At 70.0% G+C, this 26878-nt stretch carries 23 protein-coding genes; 12 read left to right on the top strand and 11 right to left on the bottom strand.

What is annotated here, in order from left to right; genetic code table 11:
• Nucleotides 1–71: 71 nt before the first annotated feature.
• Complete coding sequence (locus tag FHR66_RS10635) at nucleotides 72–764, top strand: glutathione S-transferase family protein (protein ID WP_160971081.1); 693 nt, start codon at nucleotides 72–74, stop codon at nucleotides 762–764.
• Between the two features lie 33 nt (nucleotides 765–797).
• Here the strand turns inward: FHR66_RS10635 and FHR66_RS10630 are convergent, their stop codons facing one another.
• A complete protein-coding gene (locus tag FHR66_RS10630) occupies nucleotides 798–1691 on the bottom strand; it encodes an alpha/beta hydrolase (RefSeq protein WP_160971079.1) in 894 nt (297 codons plus the stop codon).
• A gap of 412 nt (nucleotides 1692–2103) precedes the next feature.
• Here FHR66_RS10630 and FHR66_RS10625 point away from each other — a divergent pair, with 412 nt between their 5' ends.
• From FHR66_RS10625 to FHR66_RS10610, 4 genes are all read left to right on the top strand, one after another.
• Complete coding sequence (locus FHR66_RS10625) at nucleotides 2104–3675, top strand: protein adenylyltransferase SelO (RefSeq protein WP_160970737.1); 1572 nt, start codon at nucleotides 2104–2106, stop codon at nucleotides 3673–3675.
• Nucleotides 3676–3930: 255 nt separating this feature from the next.
• Nucleotides 3931–5091, top strand: a complete 1161-nt coding sequence (locus tag FHR66_RS10620) for an efflux RND transporter periplasmic adaptor subunit (RefSeq protein WP_160970735.1) — start codon at nucleotides 3931–3933, stop codon at nucleotides 5089–5091.
• Nucleotides 5092–5096: 5 nt separating this feature from the next.
• A complete protein-coding gene (locus FHR66_RS10615; protein WP_160970733.1) occupies nucleotides 5097–8222 on the top strand; it encodes an efflux RND transporter permease subunit in 3126 nt (1041 codons plus the stop codon).
• Between the two features lie 48 nt (nucleotides 8223–8270).
• Nucleotides 8271–8810: an adenine phosphoribosyltransferase gene (locus FHR66_RS10610; RefSeq protein ID WP_160970731.1), complete on the top strand. Its 540-nt coding sequence runs from the start codon at nucleotides 8271–8273 to the stop codon at nucleotides 8808–8810.
• 57 nt (nucleotides 8811–8867) lie between these two features.
• Here FHR66_RS10610 and FHR66_RS10605 read toward each other — a convergent pair whose 3' ends face one another.
• Both FHR66_RS10605 and dbpA read right to left on the bottom strand, forming a co-directional pair.
• Nucleotides 8868–9377: a DUF6985 domain-containing protein gene (locus FHR66_RS10605; protein WP_160970729.1), complete on the bottom strand. Its 510-nt coding sequence runs from the start codon at nucleotides 9375–9377 to the stop codon at nucleotides 8868–8870.
• 14 nt (nucleotides 9378–9391) lie between these two features.
• The gene (gene dbpA, locus FHR66_RS10600; RefSeq protein WP_160970727.1) at nucleotides 9392–10768 is read right to left on the bottom strand and encodes an ATP-dependent RNA helicase DbpA; all 1377 of its coding nucleotides are present in this window, start codon (nucleotides 10766–10768) and stop codon (nucleotides 9392–9394) included.
• A 207-nt stretch (nucleotides 10769–10975) separates the two neighbouring features.
• Here dbpA and FHR66_RS10595 point away from each other — a divergent pair, with 207 nt between their 5' ends.
• Nucleotides 10976–12865 carry an ATP-binding cassette domain-containing protein gene (locus FHR66_RS10595; protein WP_160970725.1) on the top strand — a complete coding sequence of 630 codons (1890 nt, stop codon included), beginning with the start codon at nucleotides 10976–10978 and terminating at the stop codon, nucleotides 12863–12865.
• A 93-nt stretch (nucleotides 12866–12958) separates the two neighbouring features.
• On the opposite strand, the gene FHR66_RS10590 is transcribed toward FHR66_RS10595, so the two are convergent.
• Together FHR66_RS10590 and FHR66_RS10585 are read right to left on the bottom strand one after the other, a co-directional pair.
• Complete coding sequence (locus FHR66_RS10590) at nucleotides 12959–13420, bottom strand: barstar family protein (RefSeq protein ID WP_160970724.1); 462 nt, start codon at nucleotides 13418–13420, stop codon at nucleotides 12959–12961.
• Nucleotides 13417–13884, bottom strand: coding sequence for a ribonuclease domain-containing protein (locus FHR66_RS10585; RefSeq protein ID WP_160970723.1), 468 nt, complete (start codon nucleotides 13882–13884; stop codon nucleotides 13417–13419). The genes FHR66_RS10590 and FHR66_RS10585 overlap by 4 nt, the downstream gene beginning before the upstream one ends.
• Nucleotides 13885–14179: 295 nt before the next feature.
• On the opposite strand from FHR66_RS10585, the gene FHR66_RS10580 reads away from it, so the two are divergent.
• The gene (locus FHR66_RS10580; RefSeq protein WP_048492197.1) at nucleotides 14180–14791 is read left to right on the top strand and encodes a superoxide dismutase; all 612 of its coding nucleotides are present in this window, start codon (nucleotides 14180–14182) and stop codon (nucleotides 14789–14791) included.
• Nucleotides 14792–15226: 435 nt separating this feature from the next.
• Here FHR66_RS10580 and FHR66_RS10575 read toward each other — a convergent pair whose 3' ends face one another.
• The 3 genes from FHR66_RS10575 to FHR66_RS10565 all read right to left on the bottom strand — a co-directional run bounded on the left by FHR66_RS10575 (nucleotide 15227) and on the right by FHR66_RS10565 (nucleotide 20392).
• The gene (locus tag FHR66_RS10575; RefSeq protein WP_167087781.1) at nucleotides 15227–16114 is read right to left on the bottom strand and encodes an endonuclease/exonuclease/phosphatase family protein; all 888 of its coding nucleotides are present in this window, start codon (nucleotides 16112–16114) and stop codon (nucleotides 15227–15229) included.
• A 179-nt stretch (nucleotides 16115–16293) separates the two neighbouring features.
• On the bottom strand, nucleotides 16294–18543 hold the full coding sequence (locus tag FHR66_RS10570) for a beta-glucosidase family protein (RefSeq protein ID WP_160970721.1): 2250 nt from the start codon (nucleotides 18541–18543) through the stop codon (nucleotides 16294–16296).
• A gap of 76 nt (nucleotides 18544–18619) precedes the next feature.
• A complete protein-coding gene (locus FHR66_RS10565; protein WP_167087779.1) occupies nucleotides 18620–20392 on the bottom strand; it encodes a M14 family metallopeptidase in 1773 nt (590 codons plus the stop codon).
• Between the two features lie 423 nt (nucleotides 20393–20815).
• Between FHR66_RS10565 and FHR66_RS10560 the strand changes: the two genes are divergently transcribed.
• Complete coding sequence (locus tag FHR66_RS10560; RefSeq protein ID WP_167087777.1) at nucleotides 20816–22372, top strand: POT-type proton-dependent oligopeptide transporter; 1557 nt, start codon at nucleotides 20816–20818, stop codon at nucleotides 22370–22372.
• 8 nt (nucleotides 22373–22380) lie between these two features.
• Nucleotides 22381–23016 carry a rhomboid family intramembrane serine protease gene (locus tag FHR66_RS10555; protein WP_160970718.1) on the top strand — a complete coding sequence of 212 codons (636 nt, stop codon included), beginning with the start codon at nucleotides 22381–22383 and terminating at the stop codon, nucleotides 23014–23016.
• Nucleotides 23017–23170: 154 nt separating this feature from the next.
• Here the strand turns inward: FHR66_RS10555 and FHR66_RS10550 are convergent, their stop codons facing one another.
• Nucleotides 23171–23377, bottom strand: a complete 207-nt coding sequence (locus tag FHR66_RS10550; protein ID WP_160970717.1) for a hypothetical protein — start codon at nucleotides 23375–23377, stop codon at nucleotides 23171–23173.
• A 215-nt stretch (nucleotides 23378–23592) separates the two neighbouring features.
• On the opposite strand from FHR66_RS10550, the gene FHR66_RS10545 reads away from it, so the two are divergent.
• From FHR66_RS10545 to FHR66_RS10535, 3 genes are all read left to right on the top strand, one after another.
• Nucleotides 23593–23877 (top strand): GNAT family N-acetyltransferase, encoded by a 285-nt coding sequence (locus FHR66_RS10545; RefSeq protein WP_160970716.1) that lies wholly within the window; start codon nucleotides 23593–23595, stop codon nucleotides 23875–23877.
• A 103-nt stretch (nucleotides 23878–23980) separates the two neighbouring features.
• Nucleotides 23981–24814, top strand: a complete 834-nt coding sequence (locus tag FHR66_RS10540) for a DUF3298 and DUF4163 domain-containing protein (protein WP_160970741.1) — start codon at nucleotides 23981–23983, stop codon at nucleotides 24812–24814.
• Nucleotides 24815–24951: 137 nt separating this feature from the next.
• Nucleotides 24952–25470: a MarR family winged helix-turn-helix transcriptional regulator gene (locus tag FHR66_RS10535; protein ID WP_160970714.1), complete on the top strand. Its 519-nt coding sequence runs from the start codon at nucleotides 24952–24954 to the stop codon at nucleotides 25468–25470.
• 27 nt (nucleotides 25471–25497) lie between these two features.
• Here FHR66_RS10535 and FHR66_RS10530 read toward each other — a convergent pair whose 3' ends face one another.
• A complete protein-coding gene (locus FHR66_RS10530) occupies nucleotides 25498–26280 on the bottom strand; it encodes a hypothetical protein (RefSeq protein WP_160970712.1) in 783 nt (260 codons plus the stop codon).
• Nucleotides 26277–26810 (bottom strand): RNA polymerase sigma factor, encoded by a 534-nt coding sequence (locus tag FHR66_RS10525; protein WP_160970710.1) that lies wholly within the window; start codon nucleotides 26808–26810, stop codon nucleotides 26277–26279. The genes FHR66_RS10530 and FHR66_RS10525 overlap by 4 nt, the downstream gene beginning before the upstream one ends.
• Between the last annotated feature and the right edge of the window lie 68 nt (nucleotides 26811–26878).

Below are 26878 nucleotides of genomic sequence, written 5' to 3'. Positions count from 1 at the left end.
GGGCCCTGCATGCGCGGCTTCACACCCGCATCCGGCTACCATGGCGGCCCCCGAGCTCCGGAGCCGTCGCCATGATCACCGTGCATCACCTCAACCAGTCCAGGTCGCAGCGCGTGTTGTGGTTGCTGGAGGAACTGGCGCTGCCGTACCAGGTGATCAAGTACCAGCGCGATCCCAAGACCATGCTGGCGCCGCCGGAACTGCGCGCGATCCATCCGCTGGGCAAGTCGCCGGTGCTGGTGGACGACGGTCACGTCCTGGCCGAGTCCGGGGCGATCCTCGACTATCTGGTGGACCGCTACGACACCGGCAGCACGCTGTCGCCGGCGCCGCAGCCGCTGGATTCGCCCGAGCGCCTGCGCTACCGCTACTGGATGCACTACGCCGAGGGCTCGGCGATGCCGCCGCTGCTGATGAGCCTGGTGTTCGGGCGGATCCGCTCGGCGAAGATGCCGTTCTTTGCGCGGCCGATCGCCAAGGCTATCGTCGACAAGGCGATGCAGGGCTTCGTCGGGCCGCAGGTGCGCCTGCACCTGGACTGGATGGAGCGCGAGCTGGCCGAGACTGGCTGGTTCGCCGGCGACCGCTTCACCGCGGCGGACGTACAGATGAGCTTCCCGGTGCAGGCCGCGGCCGCGCGCATCGGCCTGCAGACGCATCCGAACCTGGCCGGGTTCGTGCAGCGGATCGAGCAGCGCCCGGCTTACCAGCGCGCGCTGCAGCAGGGCGGCCCGTTCGAGCTGCTCGGTAGCGCGGACGGCTGAACCCGTTTCGCGCCGCTCGCGGTGCCGCCCGGATCAGGGGCCGGCTGGACGCGCCGGGCAGGCGCGCACGAAGGCGATGCTGTCGGCCATGACCGGCAGCGCCGGGTCGTCCTTGCGCAGCGCCAGCACCAGACGCATGTGGCCGACGCCGGGGTAGGTCTTCAATTCGGCCGGCACCCCGACGCGCTGCAGCGCGGCCTGCAGCGACTGGCTGTTGTGCGGTTCCACCACCGTGTCGGCGTCGCCGTGCAGCAGCAGCGCCGGCGGCTCGTCGCCGTCGACGAAGTTCACCGGCTGCGAGCGCCGCTGCTGTGCCGGGTCCTGGCCGAACATGCCGATCAGGTCCGGGTCGGTCAGCGGCAGGAAGTCGTAGGGGCCGGCCAGCCCGACCAGGCCGCACAACTGCCGCGGCGACAGGCCCTGCGCCTGCAGCCAGTGGCCGTCGGTGGCCAGCAGCGCGGCGATGTGCGCGCCGGCGGAGTGGCCCATCAGCACCAGCCGTTGCGGGTCGCCGCCATACTCGGCGGCATGGCGCTGGCTCCAGGCCACCGCGCTGGCGGCGTCGCGCATGAACCCATCCAGGGTCACCTGCGGATACTTGCGGTAGTCCGGCACGATCGCGACCACGCCGTGCCGCGCCAGCGCTTCGCCGGCCCAGCGGTAGTTCTGGCGGTTGCCGGTCTTCCAGGTGCCGCCGTGGAAGAACACCACCACCGGCGCGTGCTGCACCCCGGCCGGGCGGTACACGTCCAGCGCCAGGCCGTGCGCCGCGTCGTAGACGATCCCGCGCTGCTCGCTGAGGCCATGGCGCGAGGAACCGGCGTTGAGGCCGCCGAAGAACAGGCTGCTGCAGGCAGAGACCAGCAGCGAGGACAGGGCGATCAGGGCGTTGCGGGGCCAGCGGGGCGGAGACGGACGGTCGGACATGGGCGATCCCGGAGAGGAGCGCGGAGCATGCCGGATGCCCATGTCGGTGGCGAGTGGAGGTGGGGCGGGGATTGGGGATTCGGGAGTGGGGATTGGCAAGAGCGTGGGCTTGCGGTGCCTGCGTCGGCGCCGTGGAGCTTTCGCGGCGGTCGGACCCTCACCCAACCCCTCGCCCGGGGGGAGAGGGGCTTGTACTCCCTTCTCCCTGCGGGAGAAGGTGCCCCGGAGGGGCGGATGAGGGTACGGCGAAGCCCGGTGCACTTGAAACACCGCATGCGCTTCGCGCCCCGACCCTCACCCCAACCCCTCTCCCGGGGGAGAGGGGCTTTGCAGGCCCGCGCGGCGACAGGCCTGCACCGTATGCTCACCTCGCGGCCTTTCCAATCAAGGTTGTGCCTTCTACGCTGTGCTCATGACTGCCTTGCGTTTCGACAATCGCTTCGTCGCCGAATTGCCCGGCGATCCGGAAACCGGGCCGCGCCGCCGCGAGGTGCTGGGGGCGCTGTGGTCGCCGGTCGAGCCGACCCCGGTGGTGGCGCCTCAGCTGCTGGCGTATTCGCCGGAGGTGGCGACCTTGCTCGGGCTGTCCGAGCAGGAGGTGCGGTCGCCGGAGTTCGCCGCGGTATTCGCCGGCAACGCGCGCTATCCGGGCATGCAGCCCTATGCGGCGAACTACGGCGGCCACCAGTTCGGGCATTGGGCCGGGCAACTCGGCGACGGCCGCGCGATCTCCCTGGGCGAGGCCCTGGGCGCGGACGGGCGGCGCTGGGAACTGCAGCTCAAGGGTGCCGGGCCCACGCCGTATTCGCGTGGCGCCGATGGCCGCGCGGTGCTGCGCTCCTCGATCCGCGAGTTCCTGTGCAGCGAGGCCATGCATCACCTGGGCGTGCCGACCACCCGCGCGCTGAGCCTGGTCGGCACCGGCGAGACGGTGGTGCGCGACATGTTCTACGACGGCCATCCGCGCGCCGAACCGGGCGCGGTGGTGTGCCGGGTGGCGCCGTCGTTCGTGCGCTTCGGCAGTTTCGAATTGCCGGCCGCACGCGGCGACACCGCCTTGCTGCGGCGCCTGGCCGACCTGGTGATCGCGCGCGACTTCCCGCACCTGCAGGGTGCCGCTGGCGCGCGCGACGCGGCCTGGTTCGCCGAGATCTGCGCGCGCACCGCGCGCATGGTCGCGCACTGGATGCGCGTCGGCTTCGTGCACGGGGTGATGAACACCGACAACATGTCGATCCTGGGGCTGACCATCGACTATGGCCCCTATGGCTGGGTCGACGACTACGACCCGGACTGGACACCCAACACCACCGATGCGCAGGGCCGTCGCTACCGCTTCGGCACCCAGCCGCAGGTCGCGTACTGGAATCTGGGGCGGCTGGCGCAGGCGCTGGCACCGCTGTTCGACGACGTCGCGCCGCTGCACGACGGCCTGGAGCGGTTCCGCGCCGAATATGCGCAGGCCGAGCGCGACAACATCGCCGCCAAGCTCGGCCTGGCGACCTGCGCCGACGACGATGTGGCGCTGATGCGCGATGGGCTGGACCTGCTGCAGCAGGGCGAGGTCGACATGACCCTGTGGTTCCGCGGGCTGAGTGCGTTGCCGCTGCAGCCGTGGACGCCGGCGCAGGCCCTGGCGGCGCAGGCCGAGGCCTTCTACGACCCGGCCCGGCTGGCGACGCAGGCGCCGGCGTTCGAGGCCTGGCTGGCGCGCTACGCGCAGCGCCTGCAGCAGGATCCGTTGCCCGCCGCCGCCCGCGTCGCACGGATGCGTGCGGCCAATCCGCGCTACGTGCTGCGCAACTACCTGGCGCAGCAGGCGATCGACCGCGCCGAGCAGGGCGACACCGGCGGCATCGACGAACTGCTGGAGGTGATGCGCCATCCCTACGACGAACAGCCCGGGCGCGAGGCCTTCGCGGCGAAGCGGCCGGATTGGGCGCGGAGCCGGGCCGGCTGTTCGATGCTGTCCTGCAGTTCCTGAGCAGGGCCGGCGCGTGCGCTCAGGCTGTCGGTCCGGGCGCTGATGGCGCGGTCCGGCGCGCGATTCGGGCGAGGCGTGAGGTTTTCCAGCGTGCGGGGCTCGTAACCGCGCCCCCGTCGCCCGCCGGCGTACGCCCGGCCCGCGCCTGATGCCCGCCTTGCGCCGTGACGGCGAAGGGGTGAGGGCACCTTCATCAGGGCCTTCTTGTCTTTGATAAATTAGACGCTCCCCTTCGTCGTCCCCAGGATCAAGCGCATGCCCGCGCCTCTCGTCCAGCGCCGCCGCGCGCTGCCGTTGCTGCTGACCGTCGTCGTGCTCGCGTTCGCCGGCTGCAAGGGCGGGGGCAGCGCCCAGACACCGGCGCCGAAAACGGTGGAGGTGCTGACCCTGCAGCCGCAGAGCGTGCCGCTGAGCGTTGAACTGGCCGGGCGCACGGTGGCCTCGGAAGAATCGGAGGTGCGGCCGCAGGTCAGCGGCATCCTGCGCCAGCGCCTGTTCGAAGAGGGCGCCACGGTGCGGGCCGGGCAGCCGCTGTTCCAGATCGAGCCGACCCTGTACCAGGCCGCGGCCAACCAGGCACAGGCCAATCTGGCCACCGCCGAGGCCACGCTCGCCGCCGCCACGCTGCGTGCCGAGCGCTACCGCACGCTGGGCAAGACCCGGCTGGCCGCGCAGCAGGACGTGGACGATGCGCAGGCCGCCTACAAGCAGGCGCTGGCCAGCCGCGACGCGCAACGCGCGGCGCTGGACACCGCACGCACGCAACTGCGCTTCGCCACGGTCGTGGCGCCGATCGGCGGGCGCATCGGCCGCGCGCGGGTGACCCCGGGCGCGCTGGTCACCGCCAACCAGACCGATGCCATCGCCAAGATCCAGCAGCTGGATCCGATGAACGTGGACATCACCCAGTCCGGCAACCAGTTCCTGGCGCTGCGCCGGGCGATCGCCGCCGGCGGCGTGCAGCCGGCCAGCACGCAGGTGCGGCTGACCCTGTCCGACGGCACCGCGTACCCGTTGCCGGGCACGCTGGAGTTCGCCGACCTCGACGTGGAGGAAACCACCGGCGCGGTGACCCTGCGCGCGCGTTTCCCCAATCCGGATGCGCAACTGCTGCCGGGCATGTACGTGCGCGCGCTGGTGGGGCAGGGCGTGCGCCAGCAGGCGCTGCTGGTGCCGCAGGCGGCGGTGGACCGCACCCCGCGTGGCGAAGCCGTCGCCTGGGTGGTGGGTGCCGACAACGTGGTGCGCCAGCGTGAGTTCACCACGCTGCGCGCGGTGGGCGATCGCTGGCTGGTCGGCGATGGCCTGAAGCCCGGCGAACGGGTGGTGGTGGCGGGCCGGCAAGGCCTCAGCGATGGTGCCAAGGTGACGGTGAAGGCCGCCGCCGCGGCCGCGCCTGCCGCCAGCCAGGGCTGAGCCGCATGCTGCCGCGTTTCTTCATCCACCGCCCGATCTTCGCCTGGGTCCTGGCCATCTGCATCATGGCCGCCGGCGCCATCGCCGTGTTCACCCTGCCGATCGAGCAGTACCCGGACATCGCGCCGCCCTCGGTCAATGTCACCGCCACCTACAACGGTGCCTCGGCGCAGACCGTGGAGGACAGCGTCACCCAGGTGATCGAACAGCAGATCAAGGGCATCGACCACCTGCTGTACTTCTCCTCGACCAGTTCTTCGTCCGGACAGGCGCGGATCAGCATCACCTTCGACCAGGCGGCCAATCCCGACATCGCCCAGGTGCAGGTGCAGAACGCGGTCAACCAGGCGCTCAACCGTCTGCCGCAGGAAGTGCAGCAGCAGGGCGTGACCGTGGCCAAGTCGCAGGGCGACAGCCTGATGGCGGTGGCGATCTACGACCGCACCGACCGCATGGACAACGTCGACATCTCCGACTACCTGGTCAGCACCCTGCAGGACCCGATCAGCCGCATCAACGGCGTCGGCGAGATCAACGTGTTCGGCGCGCAGTACGCGATGCGGGTGTGGCTGGACCCGCACAAGCTCAACGCCTACCAACTCATGCCCGGCGACGTGCGCAGCGCGATCCTGGCGCAGAACACCCAGGTGACCGCCGGCGAGCTCGGCGCGCTGCCCACCGGCGCCGAGCAGGAACTCAACGCCACGGTCACCGCGCAGTCGCGGCTGCAAACGCCCGAGCAGTTCCGGCAGATCATCCTGGCCACGCGCGCGGACGGCTCCAGCGTGCGCCTGGGCGATGTGGCGCGGGTGGAGATCGGCGCGGAGAACTACCAGAACAACGCCACGCTCAATGGCCACCCGGCGTCCGGCTTCTCGGTGACGCTGTCCGCCGGCGCCAATGCGATCGCCACCTCCGACGCGATCCACGCCACCATCGAACGGCTCAAGCCGACCTTCCCGCCGGGCCTGGACGTGGCCTATCCGCGCGACAGCACGCCGTTCGTGCGCATCTCCATCGAGAACGTGGTGCACACCCTGGCCGAGGCCATCGTGCTGGTGGTGGTGGTGATGTTCCTGTTCCTGCAGAACGCCCGCGCCACGCTGATCCCGGCGATCACCGTGCCGGTGGTGCTGCTGGGCACCTTCGGCATCCTCGCCGCGGCCGGCTTCACCATCAACACGCTGACCCTGTTCGCGATGGTGCTGGCGATCGGCCTGCTGGTGGACGACGCCATCGTGGTGGTGGAGAACGTCGAGCGGATCATGCACGAGGAACACCTGCCGCCGCGCGAGGCCACCGAGCGCTCAATGGGCGAGATCACCGGCGCGCTGATCGGCATCACCGTGGTGCTGGGCGCGGTGTTCCTGCCGATGGCGTTCTTCGGCGGCTCCACCGGCATCATCTACCGGCAGTTCTCGATCACCATCGCCTCGGCGATGGCACTGTCGGCGCTGGTCGCGCTGACCCTGACCCCGGCGCTGTGCGCGACCCTGCTCAAGCCGGTGGAGCAGGAGCGCAAGCTCGGCCGCTTCTTCCAATGGTTCAACCGCAGCGTCGAGCGCGGCCAGCAGGCCTACCAGCGCCGCCTCGGCAGCGTGCTGCAGCGGCCGCGGCGCTGGATGGCGCTGTATGCGCTGGTGGTGCTGGCGATGGTCGTGCTGTACATGCGCATGCCCACCGGCTTCCTGCCGGTGGAGGACCAGGGCCAGGTGCAGATCCAGTTCACCACCCCGGAAGGCACGCCGCTGGCCAAGACCCAGGCCCTGGGCAAGCGCATCAGCGACTACTTCATGACCCACGAGAAGGCCAATCTCACCGCGATCTTCATGGTGGTGGGACGCAACAACGCCGGCACCGGGCAGAACGCCGGCCAGGCCTTCGTGGCGCTCAGACCCTGGGGCGAGCGCAACCGCGACAACACCGCGCAGGCCATCATCGACCGCGCCAACGCGCATTTCCGCGGCGTCGGCGACGCCAAGATCAGTGTGCTGTCGCCGCCGGCGGTGCGTGGCCTGGGCCAATCCAGCGGCTTCGAGCTGTGGATCCGCGACAGCGACGGCGCCGGCCGCGCAGCGCTGCTGAAGGCGCAGCAGCAGGTGCTCAAGGCCGCCGGCGACGATCCGCAGCTGACCGCGGTGCGGCTCAACGGCCTGGGCGACAAGGCGCAGCTGCAGGTGGACATCGACCATGCCCAGGCCAGCGCGCTGGGCCTGGCGCAGAGCGACATCAATACGACCCTGGCCACTGCGTGGGGCGGCAGCTACGTCAACGACTTCATCGACCGCGGCCGGGTCAAGCGCGTGTACGTGCAGGGCGACGCGCCGTACCGCGCGCTGCCGGAGGACATCGCGCAGTGGTACGTGCGCGGCAGCGGCGGGCAGATGGCGCCGTTCGCCAGTTTCGCCAGCACCCACTGGACCCGCGGCCCGCAGCTGCAGCAGCGCTTCAATGGCCTGCCGGCGTCGCAGATCCAGGGCGGCGCGGCGGCCGGCAGCAGTTCCGGCGAGGCGATGCAGCGCATGCAGGCGCTGGTGGCCAAGCAGGAGGGCTTCGATCTGCAGTGGAGCGGGCTGTCCTATCAGGAGCAGTTGTCCAGCAACCAGACGCTGTGGCTGTACACCGCCTCGATCCTGTTCATTTTCCTGTGCCTGGCGGCGCTGTACGAGAGCTGGTCGATCCCGGTGGCGGTGTTGCTGGTGATTCCGCTGGGCGTGGTCGGCACGGTGCTGGCGACCACGCTGGCCGGCTTCGTCAACGACATCTATTTCCAGGTCGGCCTGCTGACCACGATCGGCCTGTCGGCGAAGAACGCGATCCTGATCGTCGAATTCGCCGAGGCGCGACAGCGTGCCGGGCGGCCGTTGCTGGAGGCGACGCTGGAAGGCGCGCGGCTGCGCCTGCGGCCGATCGTGATGACCTCGCTGGCGTTCGTGGCCGGCGTGCTGCCGCTGGCGCTGTCCACCGGCGCCGGCGCCTCCAGCCGCCGCGAGATCGGCGTGTGCGTGATCGGCGGCATGGTCACCGGCACCGTGCTGGCGGTGTTGCTGGTGCCGTTGTTCTTCGTGCTGGTGCGGCGCGCGCTGCGGCGCAGCCCGGCGGATGCGGCAACGGCAGCGCACAGCGGGTAGGATGTCGCGCCCCCCATCGATCGTCCCGGCCTGCCGGGACGCGTGACCATGACCGACGCCGTTGCCGATTCCCCGACCTGGGCCACTTTGATTCGCGATGTGCCGGACTTTCCCAAGCCCGGCATCCTGTTCAAGGACATCACCCCGCTGCTGGCCGACGGGCCTGATTTCGCCTCCGCCCTGGATGCGTTGGCCCAGCCCTGGCGCGGCACTCCGCTGGACGCGGTGCTGGGCATCGAGGCCCGCGGCTTCATCCTCGGCGCGCCGCTGGCGCACGAACTGCGCACCGGTTTCGTGCCGGTGCGCAAGCCCGGCAAGCTGCCGGCACAGACCCTGGCCCAGGACTACGGCCTGGAGTACGGCCGCGACCGCATCGAGATCCATGCCGATGCGCTACGGCCGGGCATGCGCGTGCTGCTGGTCGACGACGTGCTGGCCACCGGCGGTACGCTGCTGGCGGCCCTGGCCCTGGCGCAGCGGATGGGTGCCGAGGTGGTGGCGGCGACGGTGCTGGTGGAACTCGGCGAACTCGGTGCGCGGGCGCGCTGGCCCGCGGACATTCCGCTCACCGCGCCGTTGCGCTACTGAGGCCGATGCCGCGCAGGGGCGCGGCCTGGATCGTGCGCGTCTGCGGCGGCAACCGGCTCAATGGGGGTAGATCACGTCCTCCAGCGCCGGGTCGGCATACGCGTCGGCGTGGCTCAGGTGGCCATCGAACGGACCGATCTTGCAGATCCGGCCGGCGTCGGTGAATACCAGTTGCAGCCCGTGTTCGGCTTCCCAGTCGCAGTTGCATTCCAGGCTGATGCGCAGGCGGCCGTCGCGATAGCGGCTGACGTAGGCCTCGCCGCCGAACTGCACGTGTCGCCATACTTGCGACGGGTCGTCGATGCGCGGGCAGGGTGTGTCGTATTGCTGGTGCAGGGCATGCATGCGCCGGTAATAGGCGAACACATGCGGCGTCGCCGCGTCGAGCACGGCCTGGTCGATGCGCAGGAATGCGGCGACCGCGGCGGCGAAGTCGGCCGGCGCCGGATCCTCCGCGTAGTCCTCGAACACGAAGCTGCACGCGTCCTGCATCCACGGCACCGATACCGCTGCGCTCCAGGCGGCGCCGTCTTCGTCCTGCTCCAGCGACGCGAGGACGGTCTGCAATTCCGTCGATGCGTTCACAGCTTGACGACCCGGAACCGGCGGCCCTTGATCTTGCCGGCCTGCAGCTGCGCCAGCGCCTTGCCGGCATGGGCACGGGCGATGGCGACGTAGGAGCGGGTGGCGTAGATCGCGATCTTGCCGATCGCCGCGCCGGACAGCCCGGCATCGCCGGTCAGCGCGCCGAGGATGTCGCCGGGACGCAGCTTGTCGGTCTTGCCGCCGTCGATGCGCAGGGTGACCATCGCCGCCTGCGGCAACTGCGCCGGCCGCGCGGTGGCCAGCGGTGCGCGCGACCAGCGCAGCGGCTGGCCCTGTTCGGTTTCCAGCGCTTGTGCGCGCGCGGTCTCGCGCGGCGCCACCAGGCTCAGGGCCAGGCCATGCTTGCCGGCGCGCGCGGTGCGGCCGATGCGGTGGCGGTAGGTCTCGCTGTCGGTCGGCAGTTCGTAGTTGATCACCGCCGCCAGGTCTTCCACGTCCAGCCCGCGCGCGGCCACGTCGCTGGCCACCAGCACGTTGCAGCTGCGGTTGACGAAGCGCACCAGCACCTCGTCGCGGTCGCGCTGCTCCATGTCGCCATGCAGCGCGAGTGCGGAGAAGCCGAACTGCTGCAGCGACCCGGCGACTTCGTCCACCTCCTTGCGGGTGTTGCAGAACACCACGCTGGACTCGGGGGTGAAGCGCAGCAGCAGGCCGGCCACCGCCTTCTGCCGGTAGGTGGGGTCGACCTCGAAGAACTGCTGGTCGATTTCCGGCGCGCTGTCGGCGCCTTCGATGGTGATTTCCGCCGGTTCCTTCAGCAGGTCGCGCGCCAATGCGCGGATTTCCTCCGGGAAGGTGGCCGAGAACAGCAGGCTCTGCCGGTGCTTGTCGCACCGGCTGGCGATCTCGCGGATCGGCTCCTCGAAGCCCATGTCGAGCATGCGGTCGGCCTCGTCCAGCACCAGCGTGCGCACACCGCCCAGGTGCAGCGCCCGCTTGCGCGCCAGCTCCTGGATGCGGCCGGGCGTGCCGACCACCACCTGCGGGTCGTGCGCCTCCAGCGAGGCCAACTGCGGGCCCAGCGGCATGCCGCCGGTCAGCACCACCAGCTTCATGTTGGGGATGCCGGTGGCCAGCTTGCGCAGCTGCTTGCCGACCTGGTCGGCCAGTTCGCGGGTCGGGCACAGCACCAGCGCCTGCGCGCGGCTCAGCGCCGGATCCAGCTTGTGCAGCAGGCCCAGGCCGAACGCCGCGGTCTTGCCGCTGCCGGTGGGCGCCTGCACGATGACGTCCTGGCCGGCCAGGATCGGCGGCAGGCTCTGCGCCTGCACCGGGGTCATGCTGGTGTAGCCGAGCGCATCGATGCCGGGCGCGAGCGCCGGGGAAAGGGAGAGGGAGGCGAAATCGTTCATGCGGCATTTTAGCCGGTTGACGGCGGGGATTCGGGAGTGGGGATTGGGGATTCGCAAAGGCAGGCGGTGGGCCGAGGGACGTCGCTGCCGAACCGTGGGGATCAAGGGGGGGCATGCGCGAGCATAGAAGCTCGCAGGAAACTGCCAATCCCCAATCCCCAATCCCCAATCCCGAACCGGACCAGTGCGCTCCCGTACAATGGCGCAATGCCTCTTATCACTCTGCAGAACCTCGACTACAGCGTCGGCGGCCCCTTGTTGCTGGAGAAGACCGACCTGTCGATCGAGCCGGGCGAGCGGATCGCCCTGATCGGCCGCAACGGCGCCGGCAAATCCACCTTGATGAAACTGATCGCCGGCGAGCTCAAGCCCGACGACGGCGAAGTTCGCGTGCAGCAGGGCGTGCGCATCGCCCGGCTCGAGCAGGAGGTGCCGCATGGCGCCGCCGGCAGCGTGTTCGACGTGGTCGCCGACGGCCTGGGCGAGCTTGGCCATTGGCTGGCCGAGTTCCATCGGCTCAGCCATGCCGCCGAGTTCGACGGCGATGCGCTGGGCGCGGTGCAGTCCAAGATCGATGGCGCCAATGGCTGGGCGCTGGACCAACGGGTCAACGAGACTCTGACCCGCCTGGAGCTGGACGGCGATGCCGAGTTCGCGCGGCTGTCCGGCGGCATGAAGCGCCGGGTGCTGCTGGCGCGGGCGTTGGTGTCGGCGCCGGACCTGCTGTTGCTGGACGAACCGACCAACCACCTCGACATCGAGGCCATCGACTGGCTGGAAGGCTTCCTCAAGGGCTGGAACGGCAGCGTGGTGTTCGTGACCCACGATCGGCGTTTCCTGCGTGCCCTGGCCACCCGCATCGTCGAGATCGACCGCGGCCAGGTCAGCAGCTGGCCGGGCGACTGGGCCAACTACGAGCGCCGCCGCGAGGAGCGGCTCAACGCGCAGGCGCAGGAAAACGCGCGCTTCGACAAGCTGCTGGCGCAGGAAGAAGTGTGGATCCGCCAGGGCATCAAGGCGCGACGTACCCGCGACGAGGGCCGGGTAAGGCGGCTTGAGGCCATGCGTCGCGAGCGCACCCAGCGCCGCGAACTCGGCGGCAACGTGCGCATGGAAGCGGCGCAGGGCGAGTCCTCCGGCAAGAAGGTGATCGAGGCCAAGGACCTGAGCTTCGCCTTCGGCGCGCGCAGCATGGTGCGCGATTTTTCCACCACCATCCTGCGCGGCGACCGCATCGGCCTGATCGGCCCCAACGGCAGCGGCAAGACCACGCTGCTGAAGCTGTTGCTGGGCGAACTGACCCCGGACCAGGGCGAAGTGCGCGCCGGCACCAATCTGCAGGTGGCGTATTTCGACCAGTACCGGGCCACGCTGCGCGAGGACTGGAGCGCGATCGAGAACGTGGCCGAGGGCCGCGACTTCATCGAGGTCAACGGCAAGCGCAAGCACGTGCATGCCTACCTGCAGGATTTCCTGTTCACCCCCGAGCGCGCGCGTGCGCCGATCACCCGCCTGTCCGGCGGCGAGCGCAACCGCCTGCTGCTGGCGCGGCTGTTCGCGCAGCCGTCCAACCTGCTGGTGATGGACGAACCGACCAACGACCTGGACGTGGAAACCCTGGAGCTGCTGGAAGAACTGCTCGGCGACTACAGCGGCACCTTGTTGCTGGTCAGCCACGACCGCGATTTCATCGACAACGTGGTCACCTCGACCATGGTCATGGAAGGCGATGGCCGTATCGGCGAATACGTCGGCGGCTACAGCGACTGGGTGCGCCAGCGCCCGGCGGCCCCGGCAAGTGCCATGGCAGTCGCCAAGGCCTCGGCCACCGCGGCGGCGACCACGCCGGTGGCGGCCGCCGCGGCGCCCGCGCCGGCCAAGCGCAAGCTCAGCTACAAGGACGCGCGGGAACTGGAGCAGTTGCCGGCGCGGATCGAAGCGCTGGAACAGCAGGTCGCGGCACTGACCGAGGCGATGACGGACGCGGCGTTCTATCAGCGCGACGCGGCGGCGGTGAATGCGCACACGCAGGCCTTGAGCCAGGCGCAGGCGGACCTGGATGCGGCGTATGCGCGCTGGAGCGAGTTGGACGCCTGAAAAGCCGGGTCCCGGGACCGGGGACCCGGGGCCCGGAAAAACAGGGCAGATCAAGGAGCGCAATTATTCCCGTCGCACACGCAGGGAACATTGCTACGCCGGATCGCGCTCTTCCGGGTCCCCGGTCCCGGGTCCCGGGTCCCGGCTTCCGCCCACGAACGCGACGAAGCTGACGCCGTCCTGGGCCCACTCGCGGGCGACGTCGTCGAGGATCTCCAGCAGCACGTCGAAGGCCGGCTGCGCCACCGCCTGCAACTGCCCGGCATCCTCCAGCAGCAGCGCATAACCGCGGGGGGAGGGCAGCCAGGACAGGTCGCGCAGGCCATCGGTGAGCGCGTCCCAGTTGCGGCCGAAGCCGGGTGGGAAGTCCAATTGCGCGGCCAACCGCATCAGCAGCATGGCCTTGCCGGTGCAACCGTCCAGGTCGATCCGGCACAGCCGCAGGCCGGCGTCGCGGGCCAGGGCGGCGACGCTGTCCAGGTCGCGGTTGGCGACGCGATACACGCCGGAGGCAGCCGGCTCGGCCAGGTTCAGCGCGAACGGGAAGCCGCTCATGGCGTCGGCCCCGCACCGCCGACCTGGAAGCTGCGGAAACTGTCGTAGTGGTCGTCGCTGTAATACCAGACCTGCGGCGGCGTGCCGCCGGTGACGATGCGGCGCGCGCCGCGATGCGACAGGCCGGGCGTATCGACGGTGTACTCGCGGTAATAGCCGCGCGGTTGCGCCGGCAACCGGTTCTCGCGGTTGCCGAACACGCTGCCATCCTGGCGATGCGGGAACGGGCCGCCACGCAGGATCAGCGCCACCGTGGCGCGCGCTTCGGGCGGCAGGAACGCCGGCAGTTCCGGCGATGCCGCGTCGGCGGGCGTGGAGTTGCCGGGTGCGGTGTATGGGGTCTTTGCGGCGGCGTCGAGCGAGGGCGCGAATTGCGGGTGCGGCGGATGCTGCAGCCCGCGGATGCCCCACAGCCCGCCGACCAGCAACACGATGGCGGCGATCAACAGCACGGGCTTGCGCATGGACTCTCCTGCAGGAACGGCAGCGGCGCGCGGCATGGCGCCATCGCGCACAGTATGGGCCGGCCTGCCTGTTCCCGCTCTAAACGCCGCCGGTCACGCCTGTGACGCGTGCGATTCACATCCGACTAACCGGGGCGTGGGGCATGGTAGGCGCCGATTCGTAAGGCCGGCCGGCACCGCCGCCGCGGGATGGGACGATGTTTCCCCAGCCGCGCCCTTGGTAAGGTCGCCGACCGTCCCTACCATTGCTCACGCAACGCTCGTCCTTTCGACGGCGAAAGTCCAGGAGAACCGCATGGCCTACACCCTCCCCAAGTTGCCCTACGCCTACGACGCGCTGGAACCGCACATCGATGCGCAGACGATGGAGATCCATCACACCAAGCATCACCAGACCTACATCAACAACGTCAACGCCGCGCTGGAAGGCACCGAGTACGCCGATCTGCCGATCGAGGCGCTGGTGTCCAAGCTGAAGTCGCTGCCGGAGAACCTGCAGGGTCCGGTGCGCAACAACGGCGGCGGCCATGCCAACCACTCGCTGTTCTGGACGGTGATGGCGCCCAATGCCGGCGGCACCCCGAGCGGCGACGTCGGCAAGGCGATCGACAGCGAGCTGGGCGGCTTCGACAAGTTCAAGGAAGCTTTCACCAAGGCCGCACTGACCCGCTTCGGTAGCGGCTGGGCCTGGCTGAGCGTCACCCCCGACAAGAAGCTGGTGGTCGAGAGCACCGCCAACCAGGACAGCCCGCTGTTCGAGGGCAACACCCCGATCCTGGGCCTGGACGTGTGGGAACACGCCTACTACCTGAAGTACCAGAACCGCCGTCCGGACTACATCGGCGCGTTCTTCAACGTGGTCGACTGGAAGGAAGTGGAGCGCCGCTACCACGCCGCGATCGGCTGATCGCGCGTCAGCGCCGCACCATGAAGAAGGCCGGGTTCGCCCGGCCTTTTTTGTGTGTGTCAGACAGAAGCGCTGGTAGTGCGGGCGGGGCGTGGCAGCGAGGTGCGGAGAGGCAGGTTGGCACGTGCCTTCGCGCGCGTGAGCAGCGTGCTTCGGCAGCGATGGCGGTCTGCGCCGCATCGGCCACCGCTTGCGCCGCTGCGTCGCCAGGGCACCTCGAACAACCTAGGGACGCACCTGTAGGAGCGGCTTCAGCCGCGACGGGCATTCCCGGTAACGCCCATCGCGGCTGAAGCCGCTCCTACAACAGATGCGGTGATGCGTGACGAAGGCAGGGCATTAGCGGTGCACGATCGTTGCGTGCAATGGCACACCGCCGGTCCATCCCCACGCGCCGTATCGCACGGCGTGCGACCACGCCCAGCCTGCCGTCCGCTACGGCGCCGGTTGCAGCGATGTCGGCATCGGGTCCAGCGGCTGCAGTGTCATCAGCAGGCCACGCGTGCCGGCTGCAGGCAGGCCCGGCGCCGGCGCGAACAGGCGTGCGCCGCGTAGCGGGCGGAAGTGGCCGCGTTCGAAGAACACGTGGTCGGCCGCCGCCGTCGTGGCGGGTGCCCGCACGTCGATCCGGTTGCGTGGCGACTCGCCGCGCACGCTGCCGTCCTCGAAGCGCACCGCCAGCGGCGCCAGTTCGGGCGCGCGCGCTGCGGCAAAAAAGCCGCCCGCCAGCAGCGAAGGCACGCCCTCGGCGGTGGCATCGATCCATGCCATCAGATCCTCGGCCTGTTCGCGGCGGCTGGCGCTGCCGTCGCGCGCGGCGTGCAATCGGGTGAAGTACAGGTTCACCGGCTGCCCGTGCAGGTCCACCCGCACCAGGCCGGCCACGCTGTAGTCCTCCAGCGGATGCAGCAAGGTCTCGGCTTCCTCCAGCACCGGCAGGCGGGTCAGCAGCGCATTGCCGCGGCGTTGCGGTCGGCTCGGCGGATCGGGGCTGATGAAGTGGCAGTGGTAGCCCAGGCGAGCCGCCAGCCATTGCGCCTGGTTCGGCATCTCCGGTGTCTGCAGCACTTCCTGCAGGGCGATGGCGTCGGGGTGCAGCCGCTGCAGGGCCACCACGATGCGCTCGCGGCGCGCGGGCCAGTCGTCGCCCTCCTGCGCCTGGCGTGGATCGACGGCGAGCGTGAGGGTGACCACGGTAAGGGGGCTGTCCGGCGCTGCCTGGACCGTCGGCACCGCGTCGGTCATCGCCTGCGCCTGTGCCAATGCCGCCACGGCCAGCAACAGCCAGCCGGTGCGATGCCATTGGAAGACGCGGGGATTCATGTGGCGATGCTACGGCGCAGGGTCTCAGAGTTGCGTATACAGCCGGCGGCGCTGCGGCAGCCGCCACACAATCGTTGCTGCGCACGTCGCGATCGCGAACATCGCCCCGCCGCCGGCGCGCACAGGCGCGGAGGCGGGGCGGGAACCGAGCCGCGGCGCGCGGGCGCCGCGGCCCTCGCTCAGTGCTGCAGCACGCCGTCCTTCAGGTGCAGCGGCGCGCGCGCTTCCACCTGCGTCGCCGAACGGCCCAGCAGCAGCTCGTAGTCGCCGGCGGCGATGTGCCAGTGGCGCTTCTTCGGATCGAAGTCGGCCAGGGTCTTGGGCTCGGCGACGATGCTGACGTGGCGGCTCTCGCCCGGCTTGAGCATCACCTTGTCCCAGCCGACCAGGCGGATCGGGGTGTGGTGGCCCTGCGGCAGGCGCAGATACAGCTGCGGCACGTCGGCGCCTTCGCGATCGCCCGTGTTGCGCACGTCGAAGCTGGCGACGACGCGGCTGCCCTCGGCCTGCACCTTGAAGTTCGAGTAAGCGAACGTGGTGTAGGACAGGCCATAGCCGAACGGATACACCGGCTGCAGGCCGCGCGCGGCGAACCAGCGGTAGCCGACGTTGGCGCCTTCGATGTCGTAGTCGACGTTGCTTCCCGGCGGTTGCGCCGGCTTGAAGCCCAGGCCGGGAATCGACGGCCGCGGCAGTTGCGACACGTCGCGCAGCCAGGTCACCGGCAGGCGGCCGGACGGATTGACCTCGCCCAGCAGCAGCCGCGCCAGGCCTTCGCCGCCGCGGATGCCCGGGTACCAGGCCTCCAGCACCGCCGGCACCTGCTGCAGCCACGGCATCGCCACCGGGCCGTTGGTCTCCAGCACCACCGCCGTCTTCGGGTTGGCCTTGACCACCGCCGCGATCAGTGCGTCCTGCTTGTCGGGCAGGGCGATGTCCGGTAGGTCCACCGATTCGGCCGACCATTGCGTGGCGAACACGATCGCCACCTCGGCCTCGCGTGCCAGCTTGGCGGCGGCCGCGGGATCGTCGCCGCTGGCGTAGTCGATCTGCGCGTCCGGCAGCGCCTTGCGCAGCGCCTGCAGCGGCGAGGACGGATGGAACATCACCGGGCCCGGCCAGGTGGTCGGTGCGATTCCCGGCACCGCGTTGCCGCCGTTGACGGTGACCCCGACCATCGAGGAACCGCCGCCGCCGATCACACCCTTGTCGGCATGCCCGCCGATCACCGCGATGCGGCGCAGGTTGCGCGACAGCGGCAGCAGCTTGCCCTCGTTGCGCAACAGCACCGTGCCTTCCTCGACCACGCGCTGCGCGGCCAGGCCGCCGGCGGCATCGTCGATGGGCTGGTGCTGCGGCGGGTTGTCGAAACTGCCGGTGGCGATGAAGGCGCGCAGGATGCGCTCGACCATGTCGTCCAGGCGCGCCTGCGGCACGGTGCCGGCGGCCACCGCCATGCGCAGCGGCTGGTCGAAGTACACCGCCTTGTCGAACACTTCGCCGGCCGACTGCTGGTCCAGGCCGGCCAGCGCCGCCTTGGAGCCGCTGTGCACGCCGCCCCAGTCGGACATCACGTAGCCGGGGAACTTCCACTCCTGCTTCAGCACCTGGTTGAGCAGGTAGTCGTGCTCGCAGCCGTACACGCCGTTGATGCGGTTGTACGAACACATCACCGAGCCGGGCTGGCCGATCTTCAGCGCCAGCTCGAAGGCCAGCAGGTCCGATTCGTGCATGGCCTGTTCGCCGATGTCGGCGCTGTGGGTGTTGCGCCCGGTCTCCAGGTCGTTCATCGCGAAGTGCTTCATGGTCGAGACCACGTGCTGGCTCTGCACGCCGCGGATCGATTCGCCGACCAGCACGCCGGCCAGCAGCGGATCTTCGCCGGCGTACTCGAAGTTGCGGCCGTTGCGCGGGTCGCGCTGCAGGTTGACGCTGCCGGCCAGCAGCACGTTGAAGCCCTGCTGCCAGGCTTCGCGGCCCATGGTGGCGCCGCCGGCGAAGGCCAGCGCGCGGTTCCAGGTGGCGGCGGTGGCGGGGCCGGAGGGCATCGCGGTGGCGTGGTCGCCGGGGCGGATGTTGCCCGGATTGGTCACGCCGACGCCGGCATCGGCCAACTGCTGCGCGGGGATGCCCAGGCGCTCGACCGCCGGCACGTAACCGGCCGAGCCGACCGCGCCAGGCGGGCGCGGACCGCCGTCCTTGCCCAGCCCGAAGTAGCTGTGCAGCATCTGGAACTTCTCGTCCGGGGTCATTGCCTGCACCAGCAGCGCGGCGCGCCGGTCCGGCGACAGGCTGCGGTCGTTCCACGGGCGCTGCGCGGCGGCAGCGTTCGGCGTGGACGTCGTGCCCGCGGCCGTTGCGGGCGGCGCGGCGGAGGCGGGCGCGGCCAGCGCGAGAGTCAGGCAAAGGGATCCTGTAAACGTTTTCATATCGGGGCGAACAGCCTCACTAGCAGATAAAGGGAAGGCGCATCGGGGGGAGTCGGGGGGAGGGCGGAACCGCGCGTCAGGACGGTGCTTCGTCGCTGCGCATGACCGGGTACAGGCGGTAGCGCTCGTCCCAGGAGCTGTGGCGGCGGTAGAAGAACTCCAGCCGCGCTTGCGGGTCCTTGGCGAAGGCCGCGTCGTGTTCGAGCTTGTCCTCGAACTCGGCCTTGAGCGCCGGGTCGCTGGCCAGCATCTGCCGCGCCACGTCCTCGGCGACGTAATCCTCCATGTATTCGGCGCGCTCGAACGCGCTGTTGAACTCGCCCCATTGCAGCAGCGAGTCCGGCGCCTGCGGTTCCAGCAGTGCCATCAGCAGCCGCGCCTTGGGCTGGGCGATCGGCACGAACAGCGCGCCGGCGCCGACGGCGCGGGTCTCGGGTTTCCAGGCGCCGGTGACGCTGAGCCGCTGATGGCCTTCGGACGAGCGCGCGGCGAAGCTGGCGTCGTCGGCGCGGAAGGTCTGCACCGGCAGGGTGGCGTCGTGGTCCAGCGTGCGGAAGGCAATGCCGTGCTGGCGCAACTTGGCACCGACCAGGGCGGCCTGCGCCGCCGGCACCAGGTAGCCGGCGCGCGGCGCGGCGACTTCGACGCTGGGCACGATCTGGTCGCGCAGCGGCACGCGCCATATCTGCGGGGTGCGCTCGTCGTAGCGGGTCATCAGCGCGCCGGAGACCGGCGAGGGCGTGCGCGTATAGGCGTAGCCGCGGAAGTCCACCAGGTGCGAGGCGTCGGTGGTGCGGTAGTCCAGCGCCACGGTCTTCCCACCCAGGGCTTGCGCGCGCACGTCGGCGGCCAGTGCGTCGGCGCGCCACTGCGCACCGTGCCGCGCCACCTGCTGCAGTACCGAGACGATGGTGTTGCGGGTGATGCGCACGCGCTCGGGGTAGCGCTTCCACGAATGCGTCTCCACCAGCATGCCGAAGCGGTTGCGCAGCTGGAAATAGCCGTGCGAAAAGCGCGGTGTCGGCACGCCGTCCTCGAAGCCGGAGGTCGGGTCGTCGTTGACCACGAACGAGGGGTAGTAGGGCAGCGGCAGCGAGCCCTGCCGCTTCAGGTCGGCGAGCACGCCGTCGCGCAGGCGCAGGCCGTCGCCGCGCAGCGCGGTGTCGCCGGCGTGCAGCGGTTCCACCTGGATCGACACGTCGTGCTCGAACTGCGCGCCGTCGGTGACGTGCAGGTCCACGTACAGCAGCGGATCCCATTGCTCGACCAGGCGCAGCATCGCCTGCATCTCCGGCGCATCGGCCTTGACGTAGTCGCGGTTGAGGTTGAGGTTCTGCGCGGTGGTGCGCCAGCCCATCTGCTCCGGGCCGCGCTGGTTGGGCCGGTTCCAGGCGCCGAAGCGCTCGTGTCCGTCGACGTTGAACACCGGCACGAACAGCCACACCTGCTTGTCCAGCGCGCCGCGCGTGGCCTGGCCGTCGAGCAGCTGGCGCAGCGCGAGGAAGCCGGCGTCCTTGCCGTCGATCTCGCCGGCATGGATGCCGCCCTGGATCAGCACCACCGGCAGCTTGCGCGCCTGTGCGGCGGCGGGATCCAATGCGCCGGAGGTGGACACCGCCAACGCCTTCATCGGCCGGCCTTCCGGCGTGGTGCCGAAGTCGAAGCAGCGCACCGCGTGCGGATAGCGCTGCGCGAACGCATCGCACAGCGCGATGGTTTCGGCGTAGCGGCCGGTGCGCACGAACCCGCTGCGCTCGGCCTCGGTGGACAGGCCCGCCTCGCTGGCCAGCGATGGCATGCTGCACAGCAGCATCGGCAACAGCAGGGTGGCCAGCCAGGCTCGGATCATCTCGGCACCGTCTCGGAACAGACCCCCATGATGCGGGCAGCGCGCCGATTGCGAAAGCACCCTGGGGCGTGTCACCCATTCCCGAGCATGCCGCGCCGCGCTTGCGCGTGCCTGTGGCAAGGAAGCGCGAGGAAGTGGACGTGCGTCCACGCCCGAGCGATGACGCGGCCACGGCGCGCGCAACCGCGGCCCTTCGGGTTGGGCCTGGCAGGCGCGCGGCCGGCGCCGCGCGGCTTGACCTGACGGCCAGTCAGGCGCTGCGCCACGCAACGCCGGCCGCGCGCCTGCCAGACCCAACGCGGCATACTCGGGAATGGGTGACACGCCCTGGCGGTTCGATTCGCCGGAACGTTGGGGTAACCTTCTGAAAATTTTGCCTGGACGAGGGCCCGTGAGCAGCCAAGCCACCACGAGACACGCCGCATGAGCGCGGCGCAAGAGCGCGCCACCGCGCGCATGCCGCGGCAGATTCCGTACATCATCGGCAACGAGGCCTGCGAGCGCTTCAGCTTCTACGGGATGCGCAACATCCTGGTGCAGTTCCTGATCACCTCGCTGCTGCTGCAGGAAGTGACCGCGCCCGGCCGCGAGGCCGAGGCCAAGCACATCATGCACAGCTTCATGATCGGCGTGTATTTCTTCCCGCTGCTCGGCGGCTGGCTGGCCGATCGCTTCTTCGGCAAGTACAGCACCATCCTCTGGTTCAGCCTGATCTACTGCGTGGGGCACCTGTGCCTGGCGCTGTTCGAAGGCCACCGCAACGGCTTCTTCCTCGGCCTGGGCCTGATCGCGCTGGGCGCGGGTGGGATCAAGCCGCTGGTGGCCTCGTTCATGGGCGACCAGTTCGACCAGGGCAACAAGCACCTGGCCAAGGTGGTGTTCGACGCCTTCTACTGGATCATCAACTTCGGCTCGCTGTTCGCCTCGCTGCTGATCCCGCTGGCGCTGAAGAACCTGGGCCCGGCGTGGGCGTTCGGCATCCCGGGCATCCTGATGCTGGTGGCGACCCTGGTGTTCTGGGCCGGGCGCCACCGCTACGTGCGCGTGCCGCTGCCGCCCAAGGATCCGCACGGCTTCGCCCAGGTGGTGCGTACCGCGCTGCTGCGGCAGGCGCCGGGGCAGGGGCGTCCCGGGCTGGCCCTGGCCGGCGTGGCGGTGCTGTTGGCGCTGGGCACCTTCGCGCTGGTGCCGACGCTGGGCCTGGTGATCTGCCTGTGCCTGGCGCTGGTGCTGCTGCTGGCCGGCATCGGCGGCGGCACCTGGTGGCAACTGGAGCGCGCCCGCGCGGTGCATCCGGACGCCGCGGTGGACGGCGTGCGCGCAGTGTTGCGGGTGCTGGTGGTGTTCGCGCTGGTCACCCCGTTCTTTTCGTTGTTCGATCAGAAAGCCTCGACCTGGGTGCTGCAGGGCCAGCAGATGCAGATGCCGGCGTGGTTCAGCGCCTCGCAGATGCAGGCGCTGAATCCGGCGCTGGTGATGCTGCTGATCCCGTTCAACAACCTGGTGCTGTACCCGCTGCTGCGCCGGCGCGGTTACGAGCCGACCGCGCTGCGGCGGATGACCGCCGGCATCGCCTTCAGCGGCCTGGCCTGGATCGTGGTCGGCAGCCTGCAGGTGATGATGGATGGCGGCGACGCCTTGTCCATCGCCTGGCAGATCCTGCCGTATGCGCTGCTGACCTTTGGCGAAGTGCTGGTCTCGGCGACCGGCCTGGAGTTCGCCTACAGCCAGGCGCCGCAGTCGATGAAGGGCGTGGTGATGAGTTTCTGGAACCTCACCACCACCGTCGGCAATCTGTGGGTGCTGCTGTCCAACGCGGCGGTGCGCAATGATCGCGTCACCGCGCACATCGGCAGCACCGGGCTCAGCGAGACCGCGTTCCTGATGTTCTTCTTCGCCGCCTTCGCTTTCGTCGCCGCACTGCTGTTCGGGCTGTACGCGCGCCGCTACCGCATGGTCGACCACTACCGCCCCGCCTGAGACCCCGCATGCCCTCCGTCACCCCCGTCAACCTGATCCTGATCGTCCTTACCGTGCTGGTGTCGTGGGCGGCGTTCAACAACCGCCGGCTGCTCGACCGGCTGATCCTGTGGCCGCCGGCGGTCGATCGCCACAAGCAGTACGACCGGCTGGTGACCTACGGCTTCATCCACGCCGATTTCCCGCACCTGCTGTTCAACATGGTCACGCTGTACTTCTTCGGCGGCCCGATCGAGGTGCTGATGGAGCGGCTGACCGGCAACATGCTGGTGTATCCGCTGTTCTACCTGTCGGCGCTGGTGGTCTCGATCCTGCCCAGCTACCTGAAGAACCAGAAGAATCCCAACTACATGAGCCTCGGCGCGTCGGGCGCAGTGTCGGCGGTGCTGTTCGCCTTCATTTTGATGGCGCCGTGGACCGGGATCTTCTTCTTCTTCATCCCGATTCCGATCCCCGCCATCCTGTATGCCGTGTTCTATGTCGGCTACAGCATCTGGATGGACCGCCGCGGCGGCGACAACGTCAACCACAGTGCGCACCTGGCCGGCGCGGCGTTCGGCGTCATGTTCCTGCTGATCATGGAGCCGTCGGTGCTGCAGCACTTCCTCGGTGAGCTGGCGAACCCGCGCTTCGGGCGGGGGTGATACGCGGCGCGGCGGTGCCTGCACGGCGGTGCGCGAGCGGCACCTTTCGGATGCGTTGCATCAGGTGGAGTGGACGCAGCGGCGTCAGCGCGGTCGTGGACGACCGTGTCGCCGATAGGCTGGCGGCGGCGGCGCGTGCGGCCGCCGTCGGCGCTCAGCGGGTCTGCTGGCCGCGCAGCTGCACCTTGGCGCTGCCGATGGCCGCGTTCTCGTAGGTGACCTTGAGGCGCTGATAGACCTCGTCGTCGAGCTGCTGGAACTCGCCGCCATGATGGTCGCCGCTGACCGACAGTTGGAACAGCCCTTCCAGCAGGGAGGCGTTGTGGTCGCCCTGGTTGTATTTGTTCTCGTTCTCGCTCATGCGCGTGGCTCCCTGTTGGATCGCTGCGTGATGGGAGGTGCAACTCCCATGCCAGGTTTTCGTCCTGTCCTGGCGGTATCGGCCGCGCGCGGCACGACTTGAGCGGCGTCCGGGTGACGCGCCGCGTCGGCGGCGTGACGCGGTGAGGCACGTGTTTCACATGGCCACGGCGAGCCGCAGCGGACACTGCGCGCTCCGCGACACAGCCAGCCCTCATGTCCGAACCCACCGTCCCGATCGCGCACGATCCGCAGCAGCGGCGCTTCACCCTGGAGGTCGACGGCCACCGCGCCGAACTCGACTACGTGCTGGAGCAGGGGCGCATGGTCATCACCCACACCGGGGTGCCGACGCCCATCGGCGGGCGGGGCGTGGCGGCGCAGCTGGTCACCGCCGCGCTGGACCACGCGCAGGCGCAAGGCTGGAAGGTGGTGCCGGCGTGTTCGTACGCGGCGGTGTTCATCCAGCGGCATCCGCAGTACGCCGCGCTGCTCGCCTGAGCGCGCAGCATCGCAACGGCGCGATAATGCGCGCCAATTCACAGATATCGCAGGAACAGGGGCAGTCGACGTGAGCAGTGCAGAGACGATGGGCAACGGGCGGATGGCATGGACGGCACTGGCGGTCGCGGCGGCGCTGGCACTGGCCGGCTGCAAACGCGAGGAACCGACCGCCGCACCGGCGCCCGCCGCGGCACCGGCACAAAGCGAGGCTGCCGCGCCCGCGGCGCCGGAGCCGGCGCAGGCCACGCCACCGGAACTGAAGGACATTGTCGAACACAGCCCAAGCTATGTGGTCGGGATCACCTTCCCGCCGTCGATCAACCGTTATCCGGGATTGGCCGACGCGGCCAACCGCTATGCGCAGAGCGCGCGCAGCGAGCTGATGGAAGCGGTCGACGGCCTCGGCAACGATCGCCCGCGCGCGCCCTATGAACTGTCGCTGCAGTTCGAGATGCTGCTGGAGCGCCCGGACCTGGTCGCACTGAGTGCCGACGGCAGCCGCTATACCGGCGGCGCCCACGGCGAACCGTTGGTGGCGCGCTGGGTGTGGCTGCCGCAGCAGCAGCGCATGCTCACCGCCGAGACGCTGATCCCGGATGCGACGCACTGGAAGCAGGTGGCCGACTATGTCGCCGCGCAGCTGCGCCAGGCGGTGCAGACACGGGTCAATGCCGAGCAGGTGCCGCCGGAGGATCAGGACGAGCAGGTGCGTAGCGCCAGCAAGATGATCGCCGAGGGCACCGAGCCGCAGCCCGGCAATTTCAGCCAGTTCCAGCCGCTGGTCGACGCAGCGGGCAAGATCACCGCCTTGCGCTTCGTGTTCCCGCCGTACCAGGTGGGGCCGTATGCCGATGGCACGCAGACCGTGGACGTGCCGGCCAGCGTGCTGCGCGAGCTGGTGGCGCCGGAGTACGCGCCGCTGTTCGCCGCCTGAGAGGTCGCCACCGCGCCGGCGCACGACGGCGCATGTCGCATGGCGTGCACAGCGCGCCAGAACGCAACGCATGCCCTCGTCGTGGCGGGGCGCAATGGGTAGCATTGACCGCTTCCCCCACTTGCAATCGATTTCTCATGGGCAGTTTTGATCAGACCGAGCGGCGCGTGGCGCACACCTGCGCGCGCTATCCGGCCTTTCCGCGCGAGCCTGCCGTCCTGGTCCGGCTGGTCAAGCATCTGTACAAGCGCGTGCATGCCAATGCCAGCGGCATGCTCAAGGAATACGGCATCAGTCCGCCGGAATACGAGATCCTGATGATGCTGTACGGCACGCCCGAGCAGCGCATCACGCCCACCGAGGTGGCCGAGGCCGCCAGCGAGAAGCCGGCCAACATCACCCGTCTCACCGACAGCCTGTGCAGCAAGGGACTGCTGTCGCGCACCGCCAGTCCCGACGATAGGCGCAAGGTTGCATTGACCCTGCAGCCGGACGGCATCGCCCTGATCGAGCGGCTGCTGCCGGACGTCTGCGCGTTCCTGGATACGGAGACGGCGGCGCTGGATGCCGGCGAGCAGCAGCAGTTGGAGATGCTGCTGAAGAAGATGCTGGCCGGCATCGATGGCCTCGACGCCGCCGCCGAGCCGATGACCTAGGCCGCGCTGCCTGCGGGGCAGGGCCGCCTAGCGCCAGCCGCGCGCCCGCGCGCGCTGTTCGGCGTCGGCGTCCAGCGTCTCGCCGACGATGCGCGCATCCACCGCTTGCAGCACCGCGGCCGGCATCGGGCTGGCCGCCATGCGCATGCCGCTGCCATCGTGACTTTCGCTGGCGGGCACCAGCAACTCCACCCGCCATGCGCCATCGCGCTGGCAGGCCAGGCCGGCGCTGGCGCTCGGCAGGGCGAAGGTGCGGCAGTAATGGCCGTCGCGATCGCGGAAGCTCAGGCCGATGCGAACGCCGCCCTGGGGTTGGCCGGACAGCTGCTGCGCCAGTGCCTGCGCCAACACGCCCTCGGCGACGCCGCCCTGGGTTGCGGCGACCGTCGGGCGCGGCGCAGCGCCCTGCGGCAATTGCCGCTGCGCGATCCACAGCCCCAGCAGCAGCGCCGCCGCCAACGCCGCCGGCAGCGCCCAGCGGCGGCGTGCACGCGGCCGCAGCGGTGTCGGCCGGCTCGCATGCGCCGTCGCCTGGACGGGCGGGGGAGATGACGCAGCGACAGCGGCGTCCTGGTCGGGCGCCTCGGCCGGCCGCGCGCGCGCGGCGGCGAGCAGGCGCTCTGGCACCTCCTCGTCCAGCACCGGCGCGAAGCCGGCAAGCAACCGCGCCTGCAGGCTGCGCAGCCGCTGCAGGGCCTGCGCCAGTTGCGGGTCGGTGCGTAGCGCCGCTTCCACCTGGGCGGCCTGCGCCGCATCCAGTTCGCCGTCGGCGTAGGCCTGCAGGGTGAGTGCATCGATCGTGCTGTTCATGCGGTCGCCTCCAGTGACGCTTGCAGGGCTTCGCGACCGCGCGCGAGCCGGCTGGTGAGTGTGCCGAGCGGAATCTCCAGCACCGCCGCGGCGTCCTTGTAGGACAGGCCTTCGATCAGCACCAGCGCGATCGCCAGGCGTTGTTCCTCGGGCAGGCCGGCCATCGCCGCCTGCACCGCCATCCAGTCCTGCTGCCGCTCCAGCGGCGTGTCGCCGACGTGTTCGCCCTCGGCGGCATCGACGAACACCTGTCGCCGTCGCCGCTGCGCCCGTACCTCGTCGATCCAGGCGTGGCGAATGATGCCGTACAGCCAGTACTGCAGCGGCGTCTCCGGCCGCCATTGTTCGGCGCGGCGCAGTGCGCGTTCGATCGCGATCTGCAGCAGGTCGTCGGCATCCTCGCGATGGCCGGCGACGGCACGCGCGAAGCGCCGCAGTTGCGGCAGCAGGGTACAGATGCCGTCGCCGACGGCGGCCGTGGGATCGGCGTGCATGTGGGGGATACGTTCGGCGGAGGCGTTTTCTTCCATGGGCGCGGCGCGGCGTTCACGGCATGTCGGAATGGCTGGATTAGTGTGGCACGCCAACAGGGGCGGGC

This window comes from Xanthomonas sp. F4 (genome assembly GCF_011761895.1).
The sequence above is the reverse complement of the archived record's forward strand: the minus strand, read 5'-3'. Positions and strand labels throughout refer to the sequence as shown.